The 23206-nt window shown below is 55.3% G+C and carries 20 protein-coding genes; 7 read left to right on the forward strand and 13 right to left on the reverse strand.

Features of this window, described 5'->3' with window-relative positions; genetic code table 11:
- Positions 1 to 41 precede the first annotated feature (41 nt).
- The 3 genes from nagC to nagB are packed head-to-tail and all read right to left on the reverse strand — an operon-like array spanning position 42 to position 3276.
- On the reverse strand, positions 42 to 1262 hold the full coding sequence (nagC, locus tag B2Q93_RS11360; RefSeq protein WP_040076559.1) for a DNA-binding transcriptional regulator NagC: 1221 nt from the start codon (positions 1260 to 1262) through the stop codon (positions 42 to 44).
- Positions 1263 to 1270: 8 nt separating this feature from the next.
- On the reverse strand, positions 1271 to 2419 hold the full coding sequence (gene nagA / locus B2Q93_RS11365; protein WP_046884282.1) for an N-acetylglucosamine-6-phosphate deacetylase: 1149 nt from the start codon (positions 2417 to 2419) through the stop codon (positions 1271 to 1273).
- Between the two features lie 56 nt (positions 2420 to 2475).
- Positions 2476 to 3276, reverse strand: coding sequence for a glucosamine-6-phosphate deaminase (gene nagB, locus B2Q93_RS11370; protein ID WP_046884281.1), 801 nt, complete (start codon positions 3274 to 3276; stop codon positions 2476 to 2478).
- Between the two features lie 326 nt (positions 3277 to 3602).
- Between nagB and nagE the strand changes: the two genes are divergently transcribed.
- The 4 genes from nagE to chiQ all read left to right on the forward strand — a co-directional run bounded on the left by nagE (position 3603) and on the right by chiQ (position 9661).
- Positions 3603 to 5621: an N-acetylglucosamine-specific PTS transporter subunit IIBC gene (gene nagE, locus B2Q93_RS11375; RefSeq protein ID WP_286933054.1), complete on the forward strand. Its 2019-nt coding sequence runs from the start codon at positions 3603 to 3605 to the stop codon at positions 5619 to 5621.
- Between the two features lie 169 nt (positions 5622 to 5790).
- Positions 5791 to 7458 carry a glutamine--tRNA ligase gene (glnS, locus tag B2Q93_RS11380; RefSeq protein WP_207293232.1) on the forward strand — a complete coding sequence of 556 codons (1668 nt, stop codon included), beginning with the start codon at positions 5791 to 5793 and terminating at the stop codon, positions 7456 to 7458.
- 440 nt (positions 7459 to 7898) lie between these two features.
- Positions 7899 to 9299: a chitoporin ChiP gene (gene chiP, locus B2Q93_RS11385; protein WP_286933057.1), complete on the forward strand. Its 1401-nt coding sequence runs from the start codon at positions 7899 to 7901 to the stop codon at positions 9297 to 9299.
- A gap of 32 nt (positions 9300 to 9331) precedes the next feature.
- On the forward strand, positions 9332 to 9661 hold the full coding sequence (chiQ, locus tag B2Q93_RS11390) for a ChiQ/YbfN family lipoprotein (RefSeq protein WP_046886590.1): 330 nt from the start codon (positions 9332 to 9334) through the stop codon (positions 9659 to 9661).
- 110 nt (positions 9662 to 9771) lie between these two features.
- On the opposite strand, the gene fur is transcribed toward chiQ, so the two are convergent.
- The 4 genes from fur to ybfF form a co-directional block, all read right to left on the reverse strand.
- Positions 9772 to 10218 carry a ferric iron uptake transcriptional regulator gene (gene fur / locus B2Q93_RS11395; protein ID WP_040076553.1) on the reverse strand — a complete coding sequence of 149 codons (447 nt, stop codon included), beginning with the start codon at positions 10216 to 10218 and terminating at the stop codon, positions 9772 to 9774.
- A gap of 291 nt (positions 10219 to 10509) precedes the next feature.
- Positions 10510 to 11040 (reverse strand): flavodoxin FldA, encoded by a 531-nt coding sequence (gene fldA, locus B2Q93_RS11400; RefSeq protein ID WP_046886587.1) that lies wholly within the window; start codon positions 11038 to 11040, stop codon positions 10510 to 10512.
- 155 nt (positions 11041 to 11195) lie between these two features.
- Positions 11196 to 11483 (reverse strand): LexA regulated protein, encoded by a 288-nt coding sequence (gene ybfE, locus B2Q93_RS11405; RefSeq protein WP_046886586.1) that lies wholly within the window; start codon positions 11481 to 11483, stop codon positions 11196 to 11198.
- A 141-nt stretch (positions 11484 to 11624) separates the two neighbouring features.
- On the reverse strand, positions 11625 to 12398 hold the full coding sequence (gene ybfF / locus B2Q93_RS11410; protein ID WP_286933060.1) for an esterase: 774 nt from the start codon (positions 12396 to 12398) through the stop codon (positions 11625 to 11627).
- Between the two features lie 183 nt (positions 12399 to 12581).
- Between ybfF and seqA the strand changes: the two genes are divergently transcribed.
- Together seqA and pgm are read left to right on the forward strand one after the other, a co-directional pair.
- Positions 12582 to 13124 carry a replication initiation negative regulator SeqA gene (gene seqA, locus B2Q93_RS11415; protein WP_040076549.1) on the forward strand — a complete coding sequence of 181 codons (543 nt, stop codon included), beginning with the start codon at positions 12582 to 12584 and terminating at the stop codon, positions 13122 to 13124.
- Between the two features lie 24 nt (positions 13125 to 13148).
- Positions 13149 to 14789, forward strand: a complete 1641-nt coding sequence (pgm, locus tag B2Q93_RS11420) for a phosphoglucomutase (alpha-D-glucose-1,6-bisphosphate-dependent) (RefSeq protein WP_286933062.1) — start codon at positions 13149 to 13151, stop codon at positions 14787 to 14789.
- 64 nt (positions 14790 to 14853) lie between these two features.
- Here the strand turns inward: pgm and kdpE are convergent, their stop codons facing one another.
- Genes kdpE through kdpF form a run of 6 tightly spaced genes read right to left on the reverse strand, consistent with a single transcriptional unit; the run spans position 14854 to position 22640 of the window.
- Complete coding sequence (kdpE, locus tag B2Q93_RS11425) at positions 14854 to 15531, reverse strand: two-component system response regulator KdpE (protein ID WP_207293237.1); 678 nt, start codon at positions 15529 to 15531, stop codon at positions 14854 to 14856.
- Entirely contained in the window at positions 15528 to 18215 is a 2688-nt protein-coding gene (kdpD, locus tag B2Q93_RS11430; protein WP_286933066.1) for a two-component system sensor histidine kinase KdpD, read from the reverse strand. Before kdpD ends, kdpE begins: the two co-directional genes overlap by 4 nt.
- Position 18216: 1 nt before the next feature.
- Positions 18217 to 18792, reverse strand: a complete 576-nt coding sequence (gene kdpC / locus B2Q93_RS11435; protein WP_286933069.1) for a potassium-transporting ATPase subunit KdpC — start codon at positions 18790 to 18792, stop codon at positions 18217 to 18219.
- Between the two features lie 12 nt (positions 18793 to 18804).
- Positions 18805 to 20853: a potassium-transporting ATPase subunit KdpB gene (gene kdpB / locus B2Q93_RS11440; protein WP_286933073.1), complete on the reverse strand. Its 2049-nt coding sequence runs from the start codon at positions 20851 to 20853 to the stop codon at positions 18805 to 18807.
- Between the two features lie 18 nt (positions 20854 to 20871).
- On the reverse strand, positions 20872 to 22551 hold the full coding sequence (kdpA, locus tag B2Q93_RS11445) for a potassium-transporting ATPase subunit KdpA (protein ID WP_046886580.1): 1680 nt from the start codon (positions 22549 to 22551) through the stop codon (positions 20872 to 20874).
- Positions 22551 to 22640, reverse strand: coding sequence for a K(+)-transporting ATPase subunit F (kdpF, locus tag B2Q93_RS11450; protein WP_080346643.1), 90 nt, complete (start codon positions 22638 to 22640; stop codon positions 22551 to 22553). The genes kdpA and kdpF overlap by 1 nt, the downstream gene beginning before the upstream one ends.
- Before the next feature lie 308 nt (positions 22641 to 22948).
- On the opposite strand from kdpF, the gene B2Q93_RS11455 reads away from it, so the two are divergent.
- Positions 22949 to 23155, forward strand: a complete 207-nt coding sequence (locus B2Q93_RS11455) for a YbfA family protein (RefSeq protein ID WP_046886579.1) — start codon at positions 22949 to 22951, stop codon at positions 23153 to 23155.
- The last annotated feature ends 51 nt before the right edge of the window (positions 23156 to 23206 follow it).

Raw genomic sequence — 23206 nt, forward strand, 5'->3', positions numbered from 1 at the left:
TGTCCGACATCTGAAAAAGAAGGCGTCACTATAAAACCCCGTTAGCTTTCCAGCAAACGTTGCAGCAGGATCCCGTTAAGCATGGCGCGTTTAACCAGCGCAAAGGCACCAATGGCAGAGCGGTGATCCAGCGTCGAGCGCACTACCGGCAGGTTCTGGCGAAATGCTTTTAACGCCTGGGTATTAATGCAGCCTTCAACGGCCGGTAACAGCACCTTTTCGGCTTCAGTGATCTCACCGGCAATCACCACTTTCTGCGGGTTGAACAGATTAATGGCGATGGCGATGGTCTTACCCAGGTGGCGTCCAACCTGCTCAATCACTTCACAGGCCAGCGCATCGCCTTTGTTGGCGGCTTTGCAGATCGCGCCAATTTTACACTCTTCCAGGGTGAGGCGGCTCTGGTAGCCCTGCTCGAGCAGGTGGCGCACCCGCTGTTCTATAGCGGCATTGGCGGCGATGGTTTCCAGGCAGCCAAAGTTGCCGCAGTGACAGCGCTCGCCCAGCGGCTCTACCTGAATATGACCAATTTCGCCCACGTTGCCATTACGGCCGATAAAAATGCGGCCATTCGAGATGATCCCGGCGCCCGTTCCACGGTGAACACGCACCAGTATTGAGTCTTCACAATCCTGACTCGCACCAAAGTAGTGCTCAGCCAGCGCCAGGCTGCGAATATCGTGGCCGACAAAGCAGGTGACGTTAAAACGTTTTTCCAGCGCCTTAACCAGTCCCCAGTTTTCAACCTGAATATGAGGCATGTAGCGAATCACGCCGCTTTCCGGGTCGACAAGGCCGGGCAGAATCACGGAGATGGCAATCAGTTCGCGAATTTTACGCTGGTGGGTCTCAATAAAGAGGGCGATGGTATTCAGCAGGGCGTGTTCCAGCGTCTCCTGAGTCCGTTCTGGTAGGGGATAGTGCTCTTCGGCAACGGCTTTACTGCTCATGTCATACAGGGTCAGCGTAGTGTCGTGGCGACCCAGACGCACCCCTATGGCATGGAAATGACGGGTTTCGGTAATGATCGAGATGGCGCGACGGCCTCCGGTGGAGGCCTGCTGATCCACTTCTTTGATCAGGCCGCGCTCAATCAACTGGCGGGTAATTTTCGTGACGCTGGCGGGGGCAAGCTGGCTCTGTTCCGCGATCTGAATTCGGGAGATGGGCCCATGCTGGTCAATCAGGCGGTAAACCGCCGCACTGTTCAGCTGTTTTACGAGATCAACATTACCAATTTGAGCTTGTCCGCCTGATGTCATACTTTTACTTACTCAGTGACGACCTCGTTACCGTTAACGATGGTCTTGATGATTTTAAAATCGTGCGTGAATGCGGTCAGGTTTGCCACCATGCCTGGCGCAATGCTGCCTAGCCTGGTCGCGACACCCATCGCGCGCGCCGGGTAGAGCGTTGCCATACGCAGGACTTCATCCAGCGCAATACCACAGTGTTCAACCAGATTGCGGACACCTTCGATCATCGTCAGCGCAGAGCCGCTGAGGGTGCCGTTCTCATCCACGCACAGTCCATTCCGGTAGTATATTGTTTTACCAGCAAAAATGAACTGCTCAATATTTGCACCTGCGGGCGCGGTCGCATCTGTAACCAGACAGAGCTTGTCGCCTTTGATGCGTTTGGCATTGCGGATATTGGCATAATCTACGTGCAGACCATCCGCGATGATGCCGCAATAAACGTCTGGCTCATCGAAAATCGCACCAACCAGCCCTGGTTCACGCCCGGTAATATAGGGCATTGCGTTATAGAGATGCGTCGCAAAAGTAATGCCCGCGCGGAAACCGATTTTGGCTTCTTTGAGGGTAGCGTTGGAGTGGCCCGCAGAGACCACGATACCCGCGGCAGACAATTTGCTGATGACCTCAGGCCCGGCCATTTCAGGTGCCAGGGTCACTTTAGTAATCACGTCGGCGTTAGCGCACAGGTAATCCACCAGTTCGCTATCCGGTTTACGTACGTAGTCCGGGTTATGGGTGCCTTTTTTAACGATATTGAGCCACGGCCCTTCAAGATGCAGACCCAGAGCCTGATTCGGGTGTTGGCTCAGGTAGTCGCGCATGACCGCAATACCCTGTTTCATCAGCTCATCGCTGGTGGTAATCAGCGTCGGTAAATAGCTGGTGCAGCCGGATTTCTCATTCGCTTTCTGCATGATCTCCAGCGTTTCCACCGTGACCGCTTCAGCCGTGTCGTTAAACTGCACGCCGCCGCAGCCGTTAAGCTGCACGTCGATAAAACCGGGGGAGATGATGGCACCATTCAGCGCGCGTTGCTCGATGTCCGCTGGCAGTTCGCTCAGCGGGCAGATACGTTCAATCAGGCCATTTGCGACAACAATCGCATGGTCATCCAGAATTTCATGGCCGGTATAAATCCGACCGTGGGTTAAAGCGTACATAACGACCCCCGGTATTAAAAAAACTGCCCGCCCCAAATGAAAGAGGCGGGGCTATATTACAGACCTTTGATGTTTTCTGCTTCTAACTCGTTGAAGTATTTCAGCGTTTTGACTTTCAGTTCCATCGTAGATGGCTCATCACACACCACAACGGCCTTCGGATGCAGCTGCAGACAGCTGATGGTCCACATATGGTTAACGTTGCCTTCAACGGCCGCCTGCAGCGCCTGCGCTTTCACGTTGCCCAGCACCAGAATCATTACCTCTTCTGCATCCAGCAGCGTACCCACGCCAACGGTCAGGGCGTATTTTGGTACCTGATTAACGTCGCCGTCAAAGAAACGGGAGTTTGCCACGCGGGTGTCATGGGTCAGGGTTTTAATACGGGTGCGTGAGGCCAGGGAAGAGGCGGGCTCGTTAAACGCGATATGGCCATCGTTGCCCACGCCACCCATAAACAGGTGAATTTTACCGTAAGCACGGATTTTTTCTTCGTATTGGCGGCACTCTGCGTCAATATCAGGCGCGTTGCCATCCAGCAGGTTGATGTTTTCAGCCGGGATATCAACGTGGTCAAAGAAATTACGGTGCATAAAGCTATGGTAGCTTTCCGGATGCTCCTTCGGCAGTCCAACGTATTCATCCATGTTGAAGGTCACCACGTGCTTGAAGCTGACCTGGCCCGCTTTGTGCATCTCAACCAGAGCTTTATACGCAGTAAGAGGCGTGCCTCCGGTCGGCAGACCGAGTACGAAAGGACGATCGGCGGTAGGTTTGAACGCGTTGATACGGTTTACGATGTGGCGTGCAGCCCATTTACCGACCTGTTCTGCTGTAGCCAGGGGGATCAGTCTCATTATTCACCTCTGAGTTTGAAAATAAAAAGTTGGCGGATTGAGCGCCTGGGCACGATCTAAGCCTAACCTGGTTCTTGCCGTGAGGGGTCAATTCGTCTTGATTTTTTGAATCATAAAATAAGTTTTCGCTGTTTGCCAGTGCAGGGAGGGGTAATTAACGATATTTGGTGACAAAAATCACAAAAAGTACGCGTTTAATTTGCGATACGAATTAATTTTTCACACACTCAATCAGCCAGTGAATCATCAACTGTATTTATAAGTTAGTGACACAATAAAAACACAGCTGAGAACGCGCCTTAACGGGGTCTCATAGGGGGAAGAAAGTGAGTATTCTAGGTTATTTACAAAAGGTTGGCCGTGCCTTAATGGTACCGGTCGCCACGCTGCCAGCCGCAGCGATATTAATGGGTGTCGGTTACTGGATTGACCCGGTGGGTTGGGGTGGAGACAGCGCGGTAGCGGCGTTCTTCATTAAATCCGGTTCTGCCATTATCGATAATATGTCCGTTCTGTTCGCCATCGGCGTGGCGTACGGCATGTCCAAAGATAAAGACGGTGCTGCGGCACTAACCGGTTTTGTGGGCTTCCTGGTGCTGACCACGCTCTGCTCGCCTGCTGCGGTTGCAATGATTCAGAAAATCCCGGCGGAACAGGTTCCGGCGGCGTTCGGTAAGATCAGCAACCAGTTCGTGGGTATTCTGGTGGGTATCATCTCTGCTGAGCTGTACAACCGCTTCAGCGGCGTTGAACTGCCGAAAGCGCTCTCCTTCTTCAGCGGTCGTCGTCTGGTACCGATCCTGACCTCCTTCGTGATGATCGTGGTTGCCTTCATCATGATGTACATCTGGCCGGTGATCTTCGATGGTCTGGTGAACTTTGGTGAACATATCCAGAAGCTGGGTTCCGTCGGTGCGGGCGTCTATGCGTTCTTCAACCGTCTGCTGATCCCGGTGGGGCTGCACCACGCTCTGAACTCCGTGTTCTGGTTTGACGTGGCAGGCATTAACGATATTCCTAACTTCCTCGGCGGCGCACAGTCCATCGAAGCCGGTAAAGCGGTCGTGGGTATCACCGGTCGTTATCAGGCGGGCTTCTTCCCGATTATGATGTTCGGCCTGCCGGGTGCGGCGCTGGCTATCTACCATTGCGCGCGTCCAGAGAACAAAGCAAAAGTGCTGGGTATCATGATGGCGGGGGCGTTCGCAGCCTTCTTCACTGGTATCACCGAGCCGCTGGAGTTCTCCTTCATGTTCGTAGCACCGGTACTGTATGTGATCCACGCGGTGCTGACCGGTATCTCTGTCTTTATCGCTGCCAGTATGCAGTGGATTGCAGGCTTCGGTTTCAGTGCCGGTCTGGTGGATATGGTGCTCTCCTCCCGTAACCCGCTGGCGGTTCACTGGTACATGCTGATCCTGCAGGGTCTGGTGTTCTTCGCTATCTACTACGTGGTGTTCCGTTTCACTATCACCAAATTCAATCTGATGACGCCGGGCCGTGAGCTGGCCGTTGCCGGTAGCGAAGCTGATGGTGAAGATGTGAATGTTAGCGCAGATAAAGACCAGGACGTTGCAGGTCTGGCGCGTCAGTACATCGCCGCAGTCGGCGGTTCTGACAACCTGACCGGTATCGATGCCTGCATCACCCGTCTGCGCCTGAACGTGAAAGACTCCTCGCTGGTGAATGAAGCGCTGGCAAAACGTCTGGGTGCCTCTGGCGTTATTCGCCTGAACAAAACCAGCGTGCAGATTATCGTTGGCTTTGTGGCTGAGAAAATTGCTAACGCGATGAAAACCACTGGCCCGGTAGCAGCGGCAGAAACCGCGCCGGCGCCAGCAGCCGCACCGGTTGCAAAACCGCAGGCTGTACCTAACGCCGTCACCATCGCGGCGCTGGTCTCTCCGGTTACCGGCGAAGTGGTAGCGCTGGAGCAGGTGCCTGACGAAGCCTTTGCCAGCAAAGCGGTAGGCGACGGCGTTGCCGTGAAACCCACGGAAAAAAACGTGGTTTCTCCAGCAGCCGGTACCGTGGTGAAAATCTTTAATACCAACCACGCGTTCTGCCTCGAAACTGACAAAGGCGCGGAAATCGTTGTCCACATGGGTATTGATACCGTTGCGCTGGGCGGCCAGGGCTTCACTCGCCTGGTAGAAGAGGGGGCTGAAGTGGTTGCAGGCCAGCCGATTCTGGAAATGGATCTGGATTTCCTGAACGCCAACGCACGCTCGATGATCAGCCCGGTGGTTTGTAGCAACATCGACGACTTCAGCGGTCTGGTTATTCAGGCGCAGGGTCAGGTGGTTGCCGGTCAAACCCCACTGTATGAAATTAAAGGCAAGTAAGTGCTCCTGAGTTAGCGTTGATGCCTGAGCGGCGGGGATATCCCCGCCGCTTTTTTTTGCAGCACTTGCCCCCATTATTTACATCCAGGGCGTTTTTAGAGGTTGTCACTGCGACCAGCTTATAAGATCATACGCCGTTATATGTCGTTTACGCTTTGAGGAATCCACGATGAGTGAGGCTGAAGCCCGCCCGAGTAACTTTATTCGTCAGATCATTGATGAAGATCTGGCTACTGGTAAGCACACCACTGTTCACACCCGTTTCCCGCCGGAGCCAAACGGCTACCTGCATATTGGTCATGCGAAATCTATCTGCCTGAACTTTGGCATCGCGCAAGACTATCAGGGTCAATGCAATCTGCGTTTCGATGACACCAACCCGGCGAAAGAAGATATCGAGTACGTAGAATCCATTAAGAACGACGTACAATGGTTGGGCTTCAACTGGTCTGGCGACATCTGCTACTCCTCTAACTATTTTGATCAGCTTTACGCCTACGCGGTTGAGCTGATCAATAAAGGCCTCGCCTACGTTGACGAACTCTCTGCTGACGAAATCCGCGAATACCGTGGCTCCCTGACCGCTCCGGGTAAAAACAGCCCGTTCCGCGATCGTAGCGTGGAAGAGAACCTGGCCCTGTTTGAAAAAATGCGCGCCGGTGGCTTCGAAGAGGGTAAAGCCTGTCTGCGTGCCAAAATCGATATGGCCTCGCCGTTTATCGTCATGCGTGACCCGGTGCTGTACCGCATTAAGTTCGCGGAACACCACCAGACCGGGAACAAGTGGTGCATCTACCCGATGTACGACTTCACCCACTGCATCAGCGATGCGCTGGAAGGCATTACACACTCCCTGTGTACGCTGGAGTTCCAGGACAACCGTCGTCTGTATGACTGGGTGCTGGATAACATCACCATCCCTGTGCATCCGCGTCAGTACGAGTTCTCTCGTCTGAATCTGGAATACACCGTGATGTCCAAGCGTAAACTGAACCTGCTGGTTACCGACAAGCATGTTGAAGGCTGGGATGACCCGCGTATGCCGACCATTTCCGGTCTGCGTCGTCGTGGTTATACCGCGGCTTCTATTCGCGAATTCTGTAAACGCATTGGGGTAACTAAGCAGGACAACACCATTGAGATGGCCTCTCTGGAGTCCTGTATTCGTGAAGATCTTAACGACAACGCACCGCGCGCAATGGCCGTTATCGATCCCGTGAAGCTGGTGATCGAAAACTACCCTCAGGGTGAGAGCGAGCAGGTCACCATGCCTAACCATCCAAACAAACCTGAGATGGGCAGCCGAGATGTGCCGTTCAGCGCTGAGATCTGGATCGATCGTGCAGATTTCCGTGAAGAAGCGAACAAGCAGTACAAACGCCTGGTGCTGGGTAAAGAAGTGCGCCTGCGTAACGCCTACGTAATCAAAGCAGAACGCGTTGAGAAAGACGAACAGGGTACCATTACCACCATTTACTGCAGCTACGATGCAGAGACCCTGAGCAAGGATCCTGCCGATGGCCGTAAAGTGAAGGGTGTTATCCACTGGGTGAGCGCTGCTCATGCGCTGCCGGTAGAAATTCGCCTTTATGACCGTCTGTTCAGCGTACCTAACCCAGGCGCTGCGGATGACTTCCTGGCAACCATCAACCCGGAATCGCTGGTCATCAGACAGGGTTATGCGGAGCCTTCTCTGGCGAATGCTGAAGCTGGCAAAGCCTACCAGTTCGAGCGTGAAGGTTACTTCTGCCTCGACAGCCGCTACGCAACGGCAGACCATTTAGTCTTTAACCGTACCGTGGGGCTGCGTGATACCTGGGCCAAAATCGGCGAGTAATCAGGTCAACCACAAACAAACGCCGCTTCTGCGGCGTTTTTTTTTGCTTATCGATCAGGATTTTATTAATTAGCCGCTTTAACCCCTCGCGAAATTAATGGTCAATGAGCTGCTACTTTTTTTATAAAATAAACTTACTCATCCCTTAAAAAATGTACTGTTAGAAAGATTAAAGATAATAATTATTCTTAACTATCGATTTTACTTGAATTTATTATGAAAATATCTGGCTTCTGTTGAATGTTTCAAAACACTACTGATTATGTGCACTTCGTCATAATCCTGCATTTTCCTCTCTGAAAAGCATTGATAATTCGCGTCGCGAAAAATAGTCTAAAGGCGGTGGCAATTTCGGGGATATTTCCAGCCACCGTGACCGCAGGTCTTTTTTATTTTTACGCCGCTTAAGGCGTTTTTAAATCGTCAATGAGGAATACATTATGCGTACGTTTAATGGCAAACGTAGTGCGCTGTCGCTGGCTATCGCCGGTATCACAGCCATGTCAGGTTTTGTGGTCGCCCCTCAGGTGCAGGCCGCCGGTTTTATCGATGACTCTACTCTGACGGGCGGCATCTATTACTGGCAGCGCGAGCGCGACCGTAAAGATGTTACCGATGCGGATAAATATAAAACCAACCTTTCTCATTCGACCTGGAACGCCAATCTCGATTTCCAGTCGGGTTATGCGGCCGATATGTTTGGTCTGGATATTGCGGCGTTCACCGCTATTGAAATGGCAGAGAATGGCGACAGCGCCCATCCAAACGAAATTGCCTTCTCAAAAAGTAATAAAGCCTATTCTGAAGACTGGTCCGGCGATAAGAGTGGGATCAGCCTCTATAAAGCCGCGGCGAAATTTAAATATGGCCCGGTCTGGGCGCGTGGCGGTTATATTCAGCCGACCGGTCAGACACTATTAGCCCCGCACTGGAGTTTTATGCCCGGTACCTATCAGGGTGCCGAGGCCGGAGCCAACTTTGATTACGGTGATGCCGGTGCGTTGAGCTTCTCTTACATGTGGACGAACGAATATAAATCGCCGTGGCACATCGAAATGGATAAGTTTTATCAAAATGATAAAACCACCAAAGTGGATTATCTTCACTCCTTCGGCGCGAAATATGACTTCAAAAATAACCTGGTGCTGGAAGCGGCATTTGGCCAGGCGGAAGGCTATATCGATCAGTACTTCGCCAAAGCCAGCTACAAGCTGGATGTTATCGGCGGCCCACTGACCACCACTTATCAGTTCTACGGTACGCGCGATAAAGTCAGCGACGGCAGCGTTAACGATATTTATGATGGCACCGCATGGCTGCAGGCGCTCACCTTCGGCTACAAAGTAGGGCAGGTGGATTTACGCCTCGAAGGAACCTATGTGAAGGCCGACGGGCAGCAGGGTTACTTCCTGCAGCGTATGACGCCAACCTACGCCTCCTCTAATGGTCGACTGGACGTATGGTGGGATAACCGCTCTGACTTCAACGCCGATGGCGAAAAAGCAATCTTCTTTGGCGCTATGTATGATCTGAAAAACTGGAACCTGCCAGGCTGGGCGGTGGGGGCATCTTATGCTTACGCCTGGGATGCAAAACCGGGCGATATGGCGACCCCAGACGCCTATTACGATTCTAACTACCGTCTGAAAGAGTCTGCTTACAGTCTGGATGCGATTTATACCCTGCAGGATGGGCGTGCGAAAGGCACCATGTTTAAGCTGCACTTCACCCAGTACGACAACCACTCCGACATTCCGAGCTACGCTGGTGGCTATGGCAACATCTTCCAGGATGAGCGTGACGTAAAGTTTATGGTTATCGCACCGTTCACCATTTTCTGATGCGCATCCCGCAGACAGGAGCATAGAGTATGTTGAGAAAAATGGTTCTTGTGGCCGTGCTGGCCTCGGGGCTGGCGGCTTGCGCCCACTCTCCGGCACAGAAAGAGGATTCACGCCTGAAAGAGGCTTACAGCGCCTGTATTAACACGGCGCAAGGCTCCCCGGAAAAACTGGAGGCCTGCCAGAGCGTGCTGAACGTGCTAAAGAAAGAGAAAGCACATGAACAGTTTGCCACGCAGGAGAACGTTCGCGTAATGGATTATCAGGCCTGTATTCAGGCGCGTAAAACAGGTAACGATCAGGAAGTGGCAAAACGCTGCGATAAAATCTGGCAGGAAATACGTAACAACAACGCACAGTAAGTGGTTGTTATCATACCCGGTGGCGCATTCATCTGCGGCACCGGTTTTTTTTGCCTTCTGATGGGCAAAAAAAAGCCAACCGTCAGGTTGGCTCAGAGTACGAGAAGTGATTAACGGGCGTCGTGCGCGTGATCGTCTTCGCGGCAATCGCCTTCAGCACAGTGACCATACAGGTAGAGGCTGTGGTTGGTCAGACGAATGCCATGACGAGCGGCGATTTCGCGCTGACGTAATTCGATGGAATCATCACTGAATTCGATCACTTTGCCGCAATCCAGGCAAATCAGGTGATCGTGATGGTGCTGCTGAGTCAGTTCGAAAACAGACTTGCCGCCTTCGAAATTGTGACGGGTTACAATGCCGGCGTCATCAAACTGGTTCAGAACACGATAAACGGTAGCCAGACCAATCTCTTCGCCCATGTCGATAAGACGTTTATATAAGTCTTCCGCACTGACATGATGGTTTACCGGTTCCTGAAGTACTTCCAAAATTTTAAGACGAGGAAGCGTGACTTTCAGCCCGGCCTTCTTTAATGCGGTATTGTTGTCAGTCATGCGGAATCTGTCCTGTTGCTAAACGATTCACTTCAAACAAAGAAGTGACAGAAAATGCAGTTGAGATAATGCGTCTCATTATAGAACTGCCATGCTTAAATGAAAACTGCAAGCCTCAAGCAAAGTATGCTTATAAAAACGTGGTGCTGCCAACAAAGTTGTTATCAAGCTACCCCGTTTGACCTGGAACATTGTACAGGTATGAAAGCAAAAGTTAAAAATTTGTAGCAATTATTTTGATTGGTATTACCTATCAATACAGCGCAGCGTCATCGCTGCGCTGTATTGCAATCAGGCATTGATAATGGCGTCGAGCTGCAGCTCTTCACGAATCTGCTTAACCCATTTATCAACGCGCTCTGCGGTCAGCTCTGGCTGACGATCTTCATCGATGGCCAGGCCCACAAAGTTATTATCATCCGCCAGACCTTTAGAGGCTTCGAAGTGATAGCCCGCCGTTGGCCAGTGGCCCACGATCACGGCGCCGCGTGGTTCGATGATGTCGCGAATCGTACCCAGGGCATCACAGAAGTACTCTGCGTAGTCTTCCTGGTCGCCACAGCCGAAGAGGGCAACCAGCTTACCGGTGAAATCTACCTCTTCGAGGGACGGGAAGAAGTCATCCCAGTCGCACTGCGCTTCGCCGTAGTACCAGGTCGGGATGCCCAGCAGCAGAATATCGTAGCCTTCCAGATCTTCTTTGCTGCTTTTAGCTATGTCATGAACATCGGCAACGTCTTTACCCAACTGTTTTTGAATGTTTTTTGCGATATTTTCCGTGTTACCGGTGTCGCTGCCGAAAAAAATGCCGATGATAGCCATGAGTAAAATAACCTCTTGAAACTTAATAGTATGGTGGCGCAAATTGTCCACGGATAAGGGCAATCATAGCAGAACAGAGAAGCCTGCGGAAACTGCTATCGCGCAGGACTGCACTCTGTGCTACATGAAAACAAGAAGAAGGGGATTTTTCTGACTTAGGCTTTGCCGTGCAGCTGTTCCAGCTGCAGCATCAGCATCTCTTCGATAAGTTCGCTACGGCTCATCTCCCGGGCCGCGGCCAGTTCGTTCAGGGCGTCTACGGCGTCAGCGTTCAATTTTAACTCGACGCGTTTAAGCCCACGACTTTTATCGCGTTTAAGTTGGTTGCGCTTATTGATGCGCAGCTGTTCATCGCGCGAAAGCGGATTGGTTTTCGGTCGTCCCGGGCGACGCTCATTCGCGAACAGATCTAGTGTCGTGCGGTCCGTTTGTTCTTTGGCCATGATTTTGAGACTTCGGGGGAAACAAAGACGCCCTGCTAAAGCCCGGGCGATAAGCGCGCCATCATACATCACCGAAAACAGCACGCCAACGACTGGTCGCCCCCAGACGACCGGTCGCTTTCTTTTTAATCAATTTTTTAATCAATTCTCGCCTTCAGCGAGGTAACGACGGATGGCACGTAGCACGGCATCAGGTTTTTCAGCATGAACCCAGTGTCCTGCCCCCGCAATGACATGCGCCCGGGCCTGAGGGAATTGCGCCAGAAGTGCTTCACGGTAAGCCTCGGTAACGTAAGGTGAGTTGCCACCGCAAATAAAGAGCGTCAGATGCGGCCAGACCGGAACGGTCTGCCAGCCCACAATATTGGCATATTGATCCCACAACACAGGAACATCGAAGCGCCAGGCGCCATCAATAAAGGATTTCAGCAAGAACTGCACCACCCCCTCTTCATCGAGATGCTGGCGCATAATCGCGGCGGCCTGCTGGCGTGTCGTCACCGCTGCGTCCGTGACCGCATTGATAGCAGCAAAGATCTCATCATGACGCCGGACTTGATAATCAACCGGCGCCACATCAATGACCACCAGCCCCGCAATGCGTTCCGGGGCCAGCGCCGTCAGCGCCATCACCGCTTTGCCGCCCATCGAGTGGCCAATCAATACGGCTTTCTCAATGTTGTGCGCATCCAGCGTGTCCAGCAGATCCTGAGCCATCGCGGCGTAGGTCATTTCAGAGGAACGGGGCGACTGACCGTGGTTACGCATATCCACCTGCAGGATATCGTGATCGGTGACTAAATCCCGCGCCAGCACGCCCAGGTTATCCAGGCTACCAAACAGACCGTGAACCAGAACAACGGGAGAATTATTGTGCGGCGATTGTGCAGATTGCGCTCGGGTATTTAATTTCATGGCAAAGTTCTTTTTTTACGGATGTCAGGTTAGGGTATTATGTTGACCATTCTGCCGCCCGGCTGCAAGGAAACAGTTTAATCTGACTTTTGCCGCCACTCAGGTTTGACGCTATCCGCTGTTGGGTTTAGACCTTATACTCCCAACGACTTGTATTCAGATAAGATATCGCACTGGATTAAGATGAAAACAATCGAAGTTGATGACGAGCTCTATCACTATATTGCCAGCCAGACCCGGCATATCGGCGAGAGCGCGTCCGACATTTTACGGCGCATGCTGAAAGTTTCTAATGCCACCCTGTCTGCCGCTCCGGCCACCAAAGAAGTGCGCCTGCCTTCTGCGCCTGCGCAAGAAAAGCCGAATACCCCGGCAAAAGACAGAGTGCGCGCGATGCGCGAGCTCCTGCTCTCGGACGAATACGCGGAACAAAAGAAAGCCGTCAACCGCTTTATGCTGGTGCTGTCTACACTGTATTCACTGGATAACAAGGCATTCGCTGACGCAACAGAATCTCTGCATGGCCGCACCCGCGTCTACTTCGCGGGCGACGAGCAGACCCTGTTGCAGAATGGCAATCAAACTAAGCCCAAACATGTTCCTGGTACGCCGTACTGGGTCATCACCAATACCAACACGGGACGCAAGCGCAGTATGATCGAACATATCATGCAGTCCATGCAGTTCCCGGCGGAATTGACTGATAAGGTTTGCGGTACAATCTAACCCTTGCATTGGAAGGATCAGGCAATGGCAAATCACACTCGTGCGGGTCAGCCTGCACAACAAAGCGATTTGATTAACGTCGCTCAACTGACATCTCAGTACTATGTGCTGAAGCCTCAGGTGGGCAACGCAGAACACGCAGTGAAGTTTGGTACGTCTGGTCACCGCGGCAGCGCAGCTCGCCACAGTTTTAACGAACCACACATTCTGGCCATTGCCCAGGCCATCGCGGAAGAGCGCGCCAAAAATGGTGTAACCGGTCCATGCTACGTGGGTAAAGACACCCATGCGCTCTCTGAGCCCGCATTTATCTCCGTGCTGGAGGTGCTGGCTGCCAACGGTGTAGACGTGATCGTGCAGGAAAATAACGGCTATACGCCGACCCCTGCCGTCTCCAACGCCATTCTGGTGCATAACAAAAAGGGCGGGGCGCAGGCCGATGGTATCGTCATCACCCCGTCGCATAACCCGCCGGAAGATGGCGGTATCAAATATAACCCACCTAACGGTGGCCCGGCTGACACCAACGTCACCAAAGTGGTGGAAGATCGTGCTAACGCGCTGCTGGCCGATGGTCTGAAAGGCGTGAAGCGTATCTCTCTGGACGCGGCGATGGCCTCTGGCCACGTGAAAGAGCAGGATCTGGTGCAACCCTTCGTTGAAGGGCTGGCGGATATCGTCGATATGGCGGCTATCCAGAAAGCGGGCCTGAAGCTGGGCGTCGATCCGCTCGGTGGCTCCGGTATTGAATACTGGAAACGTATCGCCGAGTTTTACAAGCTGGATCTGACCCTGGTTAACGATCAGGTCGATCAAACCTTCCGCTTTATGCACCTGGATAAAGACGGCGTAATCCGTATGGACTGCTCATCCGAGTGTGCGATGGCGGGGCTGCTGGCGCTGCGCGACAAGTTCGCTCTGGCCTTCGCTAACGACCCGGATTATGACCGCCACGGCATCGTCACCCCGGCTGGGCTGATGAATCCGAACCACTACCTGGCGGTGGCGATTAACTACCTGTTCCAGCACCGTCCACAGTGGGGCAAAGAGGTCGCCGTTGGTAAGACGCTGGTCTCCTCCGCCATGATCGACCGGGTGGTGAACGACCTCGGCCGCAACCTGGTCGAAGTTCCGGTAGGCTTCAAATGGTTCGTGGATGGTCTGCATGACGGCAGCTTCGGCTTCGGTGGTGAAGAGAGCGCAGGGGCCTCGTTCCTGCGTTTCGATGGCACCCCGTGGTCTACCGATAAAGACGGCATCATCATGTGCCTGCTGGCTGCGGAAATTACCGCGGTTACCGGTAAAAACCCGCAGGAGCACTATAACGAACTGGCGGCACGCTTTGGCGCACCGAGCTATAACCGCATCCAGGCGAGCGCAACCTCTGCCCAGAAAGCGGCGCTCTCTAAACTCTCTCCGGAGCAGGTGAGCGCAGATACCCTGGCGGGTGATCCGATCACCGCCCGTCTGACCGCGGCGCCGGGCAACGGCGCCTCTATTGGCGGCCTGAAGGTGATGACGGAAAACGGCTGGTTCGCGGCGCGTCCGTCCGGCACGGAAGATGCGTATAAAATTTACTGCGAAAGCTTCCTCGGCGACGAACACCGTAAGCTGATTGAGAAAGAAGCGGTAGAGATCGTGAGCGAAGTGCTGAAAAACGCCTGATAGCGGAAGGCGGAAAACATACCCGGTAGGCGGTCGCGCCACCGGGTTTTTTTATGGCCTGCGATCAGAGCAAAAAGCGATACCCGACCCCGGTTTCAGTTAACAGATGGCGCGGGCGCGCGGGATCGGCTTCCAGCTTCTGGCGCAGGTGGCCCATATAAATACGCAGGTAGTGACTGTGCTCCACCGCGTTCGGCCCCCAGACCTGATTCAGCAGCTGGCGCTGGGTCAGCACCTTGCCATGATTGTTAAGCAGTATCGCCAGCAGGCGAAATTCAATAGGGGTGAGGTGGATCTCCTCTACGCCACGCACAATACGGCGCGCCGCCAGATCAACGGTGATATCCGAGAAGCGATAAACGGGATCTGGAGAGGCCGTACTCCCATGACGACGCAGCGCCACACGCAGGCGCGCCTGCAGTTCGCCAATGCCGAACGGCTTGCTGAGATAATCGTCTGCACCGGCATCCAGCGCGGCAATCTTGTCATCCTCTTCTACCCGCGCCGACAAGACGATAATCGGCATCTGGCTCCACTGGCGCACGTCGCGAATAAAATCCAGACCGTCGCCATCCGGCAGGCCGAGATCGAGGATCACCAGATCGGGTTTGCGCGTCGCCGCTTCCAGCAGACCGCGCTGCAGTGTTCCCGCTTCGTAGACGCGCAGACCGTCGGCTTCCAGAGCGGTGCGCAGAAAGCGGCTGATAGCCAGTTCGTCTTCGATTATCAGGACGTTAATCACATATCCTCGGGTAAGTCATTGAGTTCAGGGGGCGGTTCGAGCGGGAGTGTAACACAAAAACGGGCCCCTCCCTCGGGGCGGTCTTGCGCCGTAATTGTCCCGCCATGCACCTCGACTATCGCCTGGCAGATAGCCAGCCCCAGCCCGACGCCAGGAATGGCCGACTCTTTGTTCCCGCGAGCAAACTTATCAAAGATAGCGCGCTCTTGCCCGTCAGGAATGCCCGGTCCGTTATCCCACACCGTCAGCGTAAACCGGTTTTCGGCTGTCCGGGCCTGAATACCGATATCGGCTTTCGGGCCGGCATATTTCACCGCATTTTCCAGCAGATTGATGAGGACCCGTTCGAACAGCGGACCATCGACGTGGATCAGCGCCAGGGGCTCAGGCAGATCCAGCGCGATATGCCGCCCACCCGAGCCCGGCTCCAGCGTTTTCAGGGCGCTGCCGACTACCTCTTCCAGCGTCAGCCACTCTTTTTTCAGGTTAAAGCCGCCAGACTGGATGCGCGCCATATCCAGCAGATTGTTGACCAGTCGGGTGGTATTCAGGACATGCTGGCGGATCTCACTGGCCTGCGTAGCATGCGGCGACCCCTCAGCCGCCAGGTCGAGGGTCAGAATTTCTGACTGGCCAAACAGCACCGTCAGCGGCGTGCGGAGATCGTGCGACAGGGCGGCGAGCAGTGAATTACGAATACTCTCCCGCTCGCTGGCAAGCCTTGCCTGCTCTTCGCTGGTGGTGAGGGCCAGCCGTTCCAGCGCACTGGCGACCAGCAGGGTAAAGGTTTCCAGTAGCCGTTGCTGCTCGGGGATCATCAGCTGGCGCAGATTTGTCGGCTCAACAATGGCCAGCCCCTGAATATTGGCTGCGCTGCGTAACGGTAAAATTTGATACGGCACGCCGGGCAGGGTATCCGTGCCGGCACCCGCCGGTAAGCCTTTATCAAAGCTCCAGCGCGCTATCGCCTCGTCCCAGGGCGTCATGCCGGTGGCGGGGGTGAGCGGGCCGAGCTTGCCTTCGGCGTCTGGTAGCAGAATCAGGCTGTGGGCATGAAAGGTAGAGTGAATAAATTGCTGGCTGGTCTGGACGATCTCCAGCGGGGTGCGGCCCACTGCCAGCGCTTTCGACATCTCATACAGGTGGCGGGTGCGCTGTTCACGATAGCGGGCAATCCGCGCCTGGTAGCGTACTCCGGCGGTGAGGTTACCGATGAGCAATCCCACGGCGAGCATTACCGCGAAGGTGAGCACATATTGCACGTCTGAAACCGCCAGCGTGCCGCGTGGCGCAATAAAGAACAGGTCAAAGCTGATGACATTAATCACCGTCGCCAGGACCGACGGCCAGCGCCCATAAAACAGCGCTACCACCACCACTCCCAGTAGATAGATCATGACCAGGTTGGCCGCATCAAAACCGGGCAGCCATTGACTGGTGATAAAGGTAATGAGGGCGCAAAGCAGCACAGCCACCAGACAACCGCGCAGCTGGATGCGCCACTTCTCGTTAAAAGTGCGATTATCGGGCGTTTTGACCAGTAGCGGGGCAGGGGTATCATCCAGCGCCACCACCACCAGATCCAGCTCCGGTGCGCGCTGGGCCAGCTTGTCGGCGAAGCTGCTGCGATCGAACCAGCGACGGCGATTGCGACGTCCAAGCACGATTTTGCCGAGGTTATGTTCCCGGGCATAGCGCACAATGGCTTTATCTTCCGCCGGGTCGGTGAGCGTGGCGGTCTCGGCCCCGAGCTCCTGGGCCAGGTGCAAGGCACTAAGAATGGCGCGCCGTTGCTGCTCCGGCAGGCGATGTAGCTGCGGGGTTTCGACGTAGACCGCGTGCCAGACGCTGCCAAGCTTCGCCGCCAGTCGCGCGGCGGTACGTACCAGCTTCTCGTTACCCCGGCTATGCCCAATGCACAGCAGGATGGCGTCGCGGGTGTGCCAGACCTTCTCTTCTCCCTGGCGGTCGCGCCAGGCTCGCATCTGATCGTCCACCCTGTCGGCGGTGCGACGCAGCGCCAGTTCGCGCAGGGCGATAAGATTACCTTTACGGAAGAAATGTTCGATGGCGCGCTCGGCCTGGCCGGCAATATAGACTTTGCCCTCATGCAGGCGCTGACGCAGATCGTCCGGCGGCAGATCCACCAGTACCACCTCGTCGGCGGCGTCGAAGAAGGGGTCGGGGACCGTCTCACGCACCTGAATGCCGGTGACGCCGCTCACCACGTCATTGAGGCTTTCGAGATGTTGCACGTTGACGGTGGTAAACACGTCGATGCCCGCTTCCAGCAGCTCTTCCACATCCTGCCAGCGCTTGGGATGGCGGGATCCGGGCACATTGCTGTGGGCCAGTTCGTCCATCAGGATCAGCGCCGGGCGGCGGGCGAGGGCGGCATCAAGGTCAAACTCCGTGACCGTACGGCCACGGTGCGTGAAATGCCGGGGTGGCTGTGTCGCCAGCCCGGTAAGCAGTGCGGCGGTCTCCTGACGGCCATGGGTTTCAACCACGCCGATCAGGATATCGAGCCCCTGGGCGCGTAAACGCTGCGCTTCCGCCAGCATGGCGAAGGTTTTTCCTACCCCCGCGCAGGCGCCAAAGAAGATTTTTAGCTTACCGCGGTGGGGCGCAGCGGTCTGTTCCAGCAAACGATCCGGATCCGGGCGCAGGGGCTCGTCGGTCATATTAAGGGTTCCTTAGTGCGTCCAGCGCCAGGTTTACTTCAACGATATTCACTATCGGCATGCCCAGGAAGCCGACCAGCGGTTTTTGGGTATGCTTTGCCACCAGTTCACTGACTTGGGCAGGGGTTAGCCCGCGGGCCTGCGCGACACGGGGGATCTGCCAGGCGACTGCGCCGGGGGTGAGGCTGTAATCCAGTCCGCTGGCCGAGGCGGTAATCAACTCAACCGGTACCGCCGCCGTCGCTTGTGGGTTGGCGGCCCGCAGGGTCGTCACCCGCTCTGTTACTGCGCTGTCCAGCGCCGGGTTACTGCCGGCCAGATTACTGCCCCCGGAGGCCATAGGATTATACGGGCTTTCTGCCGTGGCGGAAGGCCGCCCCTGGAAGTAACCCGCGCCGGTAAAGTTCTGCCCAATCAGCCGCGAACCGCGAACCTCACTCCCCTGGATAATCAAAGAGCCGTTGGCCCGATCATGAAACAGCCACTGCCCCAGCGCGGTGGTCACCAGCGGGTAGAGCCCGCCGGTAATGGCGGCCAGCAAGATAAACAAAAGTATAGCGGGACGTAACATAGCCATTTGAATTACCTCTTAAACCAGTCCGAACAGGGTCAGCAGCAGGTCGATCGCTTTAATGCCGATAAAGGGCACCAGTAGTCCACCCAGACCGTAGATCCATAAATTACGACGTAGCATGGCGGCGGCGGTGAGCGGCTTGTAACTCACCCCTTTCAGCGCAAGCGGGATCAGGAAGACGATGATCAGCGCGTTAAAAATCACCGCGCTGAGGATCGCCGATGCGGGGGAGTGCAACTGCATCACATTCAGGGCGTTGAGCTGCGGATAGGTCACCGCAAAGGCCGCCGGGATAATGGCGAAATATTTCGCCACGTCGTTGGCAATACTGAAGGTAGTAAGCGAGCCCCGGGTCATCAGCATCTGTTTACCGATGTGTACCACTTCAATCAGCTTGGTCGGGTTTGAGTCCAGATCGACCATGTTGCCCGCCTCTTTCGCCGCCTGGGTACCTGAGTTCATGGCGACCGCCACGTCCGCCTGGGCCAGCGCTGGCGCATCGTTGGTGCCATCGCCGGTCATTGCCACCAGCCGACCTTCGGCCTGATACTGGCGGATCAACGCCAGCTTCGCCTCGGGGGTGGCTTCAGAGAGAAAATCATCCACCCCGGCTTCAGCCGCGATGGCCGCTGCGGTCAGACGGTTATCACCCGTGATCATCACCGTTTTGATGCCCATCTTACGCAACTGAGCAAAGCGCTCTTTGATGCCGCCTTTAACGATGTCCTTCAGGGCGATGACCCCCAGCACGCTGGCGCCTTCGGCCACCACCAGCGGGGTAGCACCCTCCCTGGCGACGCGCTCTACCAGCGCATCGACTTCAGCAGGAAAGTGGCCATTATTGGCCGCGATATGGCGGCGAATGGCATCCACTGACCCTTTACGGATCAGGCGATCCTGAATGTTGATGCCGCTCATCCGGGTCTGCGCGGTGAAAGGCACGAAGGTAGCCTGCAGACTCTGTACATCGCGCTGACGCAGATTAAAGCGCTGTTTCGCCAGTACCACGATGCTGCGTCCTTCTGGCGTCTCATCCGCCAGCGAGGCGAGCTGCGCTGCGTCGGCCAGGGTCTTCTCCTCAACGCCGGGCGCGGGCAGAAAGTCAGACGCCTGGCGATTACCCAGCGTAATAGTGCCGGTTTTATCCAGCAGTAATACGTCCACGTCGCCCGCCGCTTCGACCGCGCGGCCGCTGGTGGCGATAACGTTGGCCCCCAGCATCCGGCTCATCCCCGCTACGCCGATGGCGGAGAGCAGCCCGCCGATGGTGGTGGGGATCAGGCAGACCAGCAACGCCACCAGCACCGTCACGCTCACAGGCGTGCCGCCGTAAGCCGAGAACGGCCACAGGGTGGCTGTCGCCAGCAGGAAGACCAACGTCAGGGCCACCAGCAGAATGGTCAGGGCAATTTCGTTAGGCGTCTTGCGGCGCTGGGCCCCTTCGACCATGGCGATCATCCGATCAAGAAAGGTTTCACCAGGGTTAACGCTGCACTGAATCACCAGCCAGTCCGAGAGAATGCGCGTGCCGCCCGTTACGGAGGCAAAATCGCCGCCGGATTCACGGATCACCGGGGCCGATTCACCGGTGATGGCGCTCTCGTCCACCGAGGCGCCGCCTTCGATCACCTCCCCATCGCATGGAATGATATCGCCGGCTTCCACCAGGACAATATCCCCTTTGCGCAGGGTCTCTGCCGGAACCTTATCGCTGGCGGCGCCGTACTTCGGCTCACGCAGTTTGCGGGCAAAGGAGGTTTTCTTTACCCCCTTCAGGCTATTGGCCTGGGCTTTACTCCGCCCTTCGGCCAGCGCTTCGGCAAAGTTGGCAAACAGGACGGTAAACCACAGCCACAGGCTGATGGCTGCGGTGAACAGCGCATTGCCCGGCAGTTTTCCCCCCGCCATCGCGATGGCAAGCAGGGTAGTGAGCAGGCTGCCAATCCAGACGATAAACATCACCGGGTTGTGCCACTGCACGCGCGGACTCAGTTTTTTTACCGCATCCAGCAGCGCCTGGCGAACCAGCGAGGGTTCGAGCAGGGCCAGTTGCTTACGACTCATGACTAATACTCCGCAAAATCAGCGTAAAGAGAGATGTTCCGCGACCGGGCCTAATGCGAGGGCGGGAATAAAGGTCAGCGCACCCACCAGCAGTACCGTGCCGATCAGCAGGCCGATAAACAGCGGGCCGCTTGTGGGCAGCGTACCGGTAGAGGCAGGCTGGATTTTTTTATTGACCAGAGCACCGGCAATCGCCATCACCGGAATAATCACCCCAAAGCGTCCCAGCAACATGCAGGCCGCCAGCAGGCAGTTCCAGAATGGCGTGTTCGCACTTAAACCGGCAAAGGCGCTACCGTTGTTATTGGCTGCGGAAGAGACCGCGTAGAGCACCTCGCTAAAACCGTGGATGCCGGGATTAAAGATGCCGCTGCGTCCTGCGTCGGTCATCAGCGCCAGGGCGGTACCGAGCAGCACCAGCGCGGGGGTGACCAGAATAGCCAGCGCGGTCAGCTTCATTTCGCGCACGTCAATTTTCTTACCCAGATATTCCGGCGTGCGGCCAATCATCAGCCCGGCGATAAATACTGCCAGCAGGACGAACAACAGCATGCCGTACAGACCAGAACCCACCCCGCCGAAGACCACTTCCCCAATCTGCATCAGCCACAGCGGGATCATCCCGCCCAGCGCGGTAAAGGAGTCGTGCATGGCATTCACCGCCCCGCAGGAGGCCGCCGTGGTTACCACCGCGTACAGGCTGCTGGCCAGAATGCCGAAGCGGCTCTCTTTGCCCTCCATGTTGATTGCGCTATCCGCGCCGAGAGCCAGGAAGTGGCTGTTGCCCTGCCACTCGGCCCACATGACCAGCCCGGCGCACACCACGAAAATCGCCGACATCGCCCACAGGATCGCCTGACCCTGACGGCGATCGCGAACGGCCTCACCAAAGGCAAAGCAGAGCGCAGTCGGAATTAAAAAGATCGCCAGCATCTGGGCGAAATTGGTTAGCGCGGTGGGGTTCTCGAAAGGATGTGAAGAGTTTGCGTTAAAGAAACCGCCGCCGTTGGTACCCAGCATTTTTATCGCCTCCTGAGAGGCAACCGGCCCCATTGGCAGCAGCTGTTTTGCCCCTTCCAGCGAGGTGTAAGGCTGGTAAGCGTGCAGGTTTTGCAGCGTCCCTTGCTGGATAAAGAACAGCGCCAACAACAGCGAGATCGGCAACAGCACCCACAGCGTAATACGGGTGAGATCCACCCAGGCGTTGCCCAGCGTCGACACGCTTTGACGGGCAAAGGCGCGGGTCAGGGCGAAAATGACCGCAATGCCGCTGGCGGCAGAGAGGAAGTTTTGCACCGTCAGGCCAGCCATCTGGCTGAAGTAGCTCAGCGTTGACTCCCCGGCATACGACTGCCAGTTGGTGTTACTGACGAAGCTCACCGCCGTATTCAGCGCCAGATGCCAGGAGAGGCCGGGCAACTGCTGAGGGTTAAACGGCAGGGCGCCCTGTAGCATCAGCATGGCAAACAGCACGACCAATCCCACCAGGTTCAGCAGCAGAATCGCCGCCAGATAGCGCCGCCAGCTCATCTCCTCACAGGCAATACCTAAGCCGCGCAGCAGGGCGCTATCCAGCCGCGCGATAGCTGGCAGCGGGGTGCCGGTAATCATGCGGGCAAGTAGCGAACCCAGCGGTTTTGCCAGCACGAACAGGACCAGCAGAAAGCTGGCAATCAGCAGAAATCCTTGCGCGGCCATCAGAATGCCTCCGCATTAATCAGGGCATAAACCAGGTAAGCCAATAACAGGAACACCAGCACGATGCCGGTAATCACACCTGCAGTCACAATTCACCTCCGGGTGACGTTGATATTGATGAAAAAGGTAAGATTTCCGGCGCAAAGATTTCGTAAAAAAGCGGGGGGCAGGGTGTAAAAAAAGTATAAAAATAGCCAAAACCACAATTTAACTAATGATTAGTATTAATTTAACTTTTTTGTAACTCGCTTACGAAAGAAGTGTAAATATTCACTAAATGAATAAAAAAGAGTGGTCGGATGAGTAGTAAACTTTCAGTCAACGCGGTACTATTTTACCCAGATAACCTGTTTAACTTTTCCGGAGCATGTTTCCGGCCAACTTAGGGGAGAGAATAATGGATCACTACAAAGAGTTTCCGGCACATATCGTATTATTACGCCGCGCTTTCGCCGTGGTGGCTGGCATCCTGGCGCTGCCGGTGATGTTGTTCTGGAAAGATCGTGCCCGTTTTTACAGCTATCTGCACCGTGTCTGGGCTAAAACCAGCGATAAACCGGTCTGGATGGCGCAGGCGGAAAAAGCCACCTGCGATTTTTACTAATAAGAAAGACGATACACAGCAATAAACCCGCCGCCACAGCAATGTGGCGGT

It is taken from the genome of Leclercia sp. UBA5958, assembly GCF_002430365.1.
Lineage (GTDB): Bacteria > Pseudomonadota > Gammaproteobacteria > Enterobacterales > Enterobacteriaceae > Enterobacter > Enterobacter pneumoniae.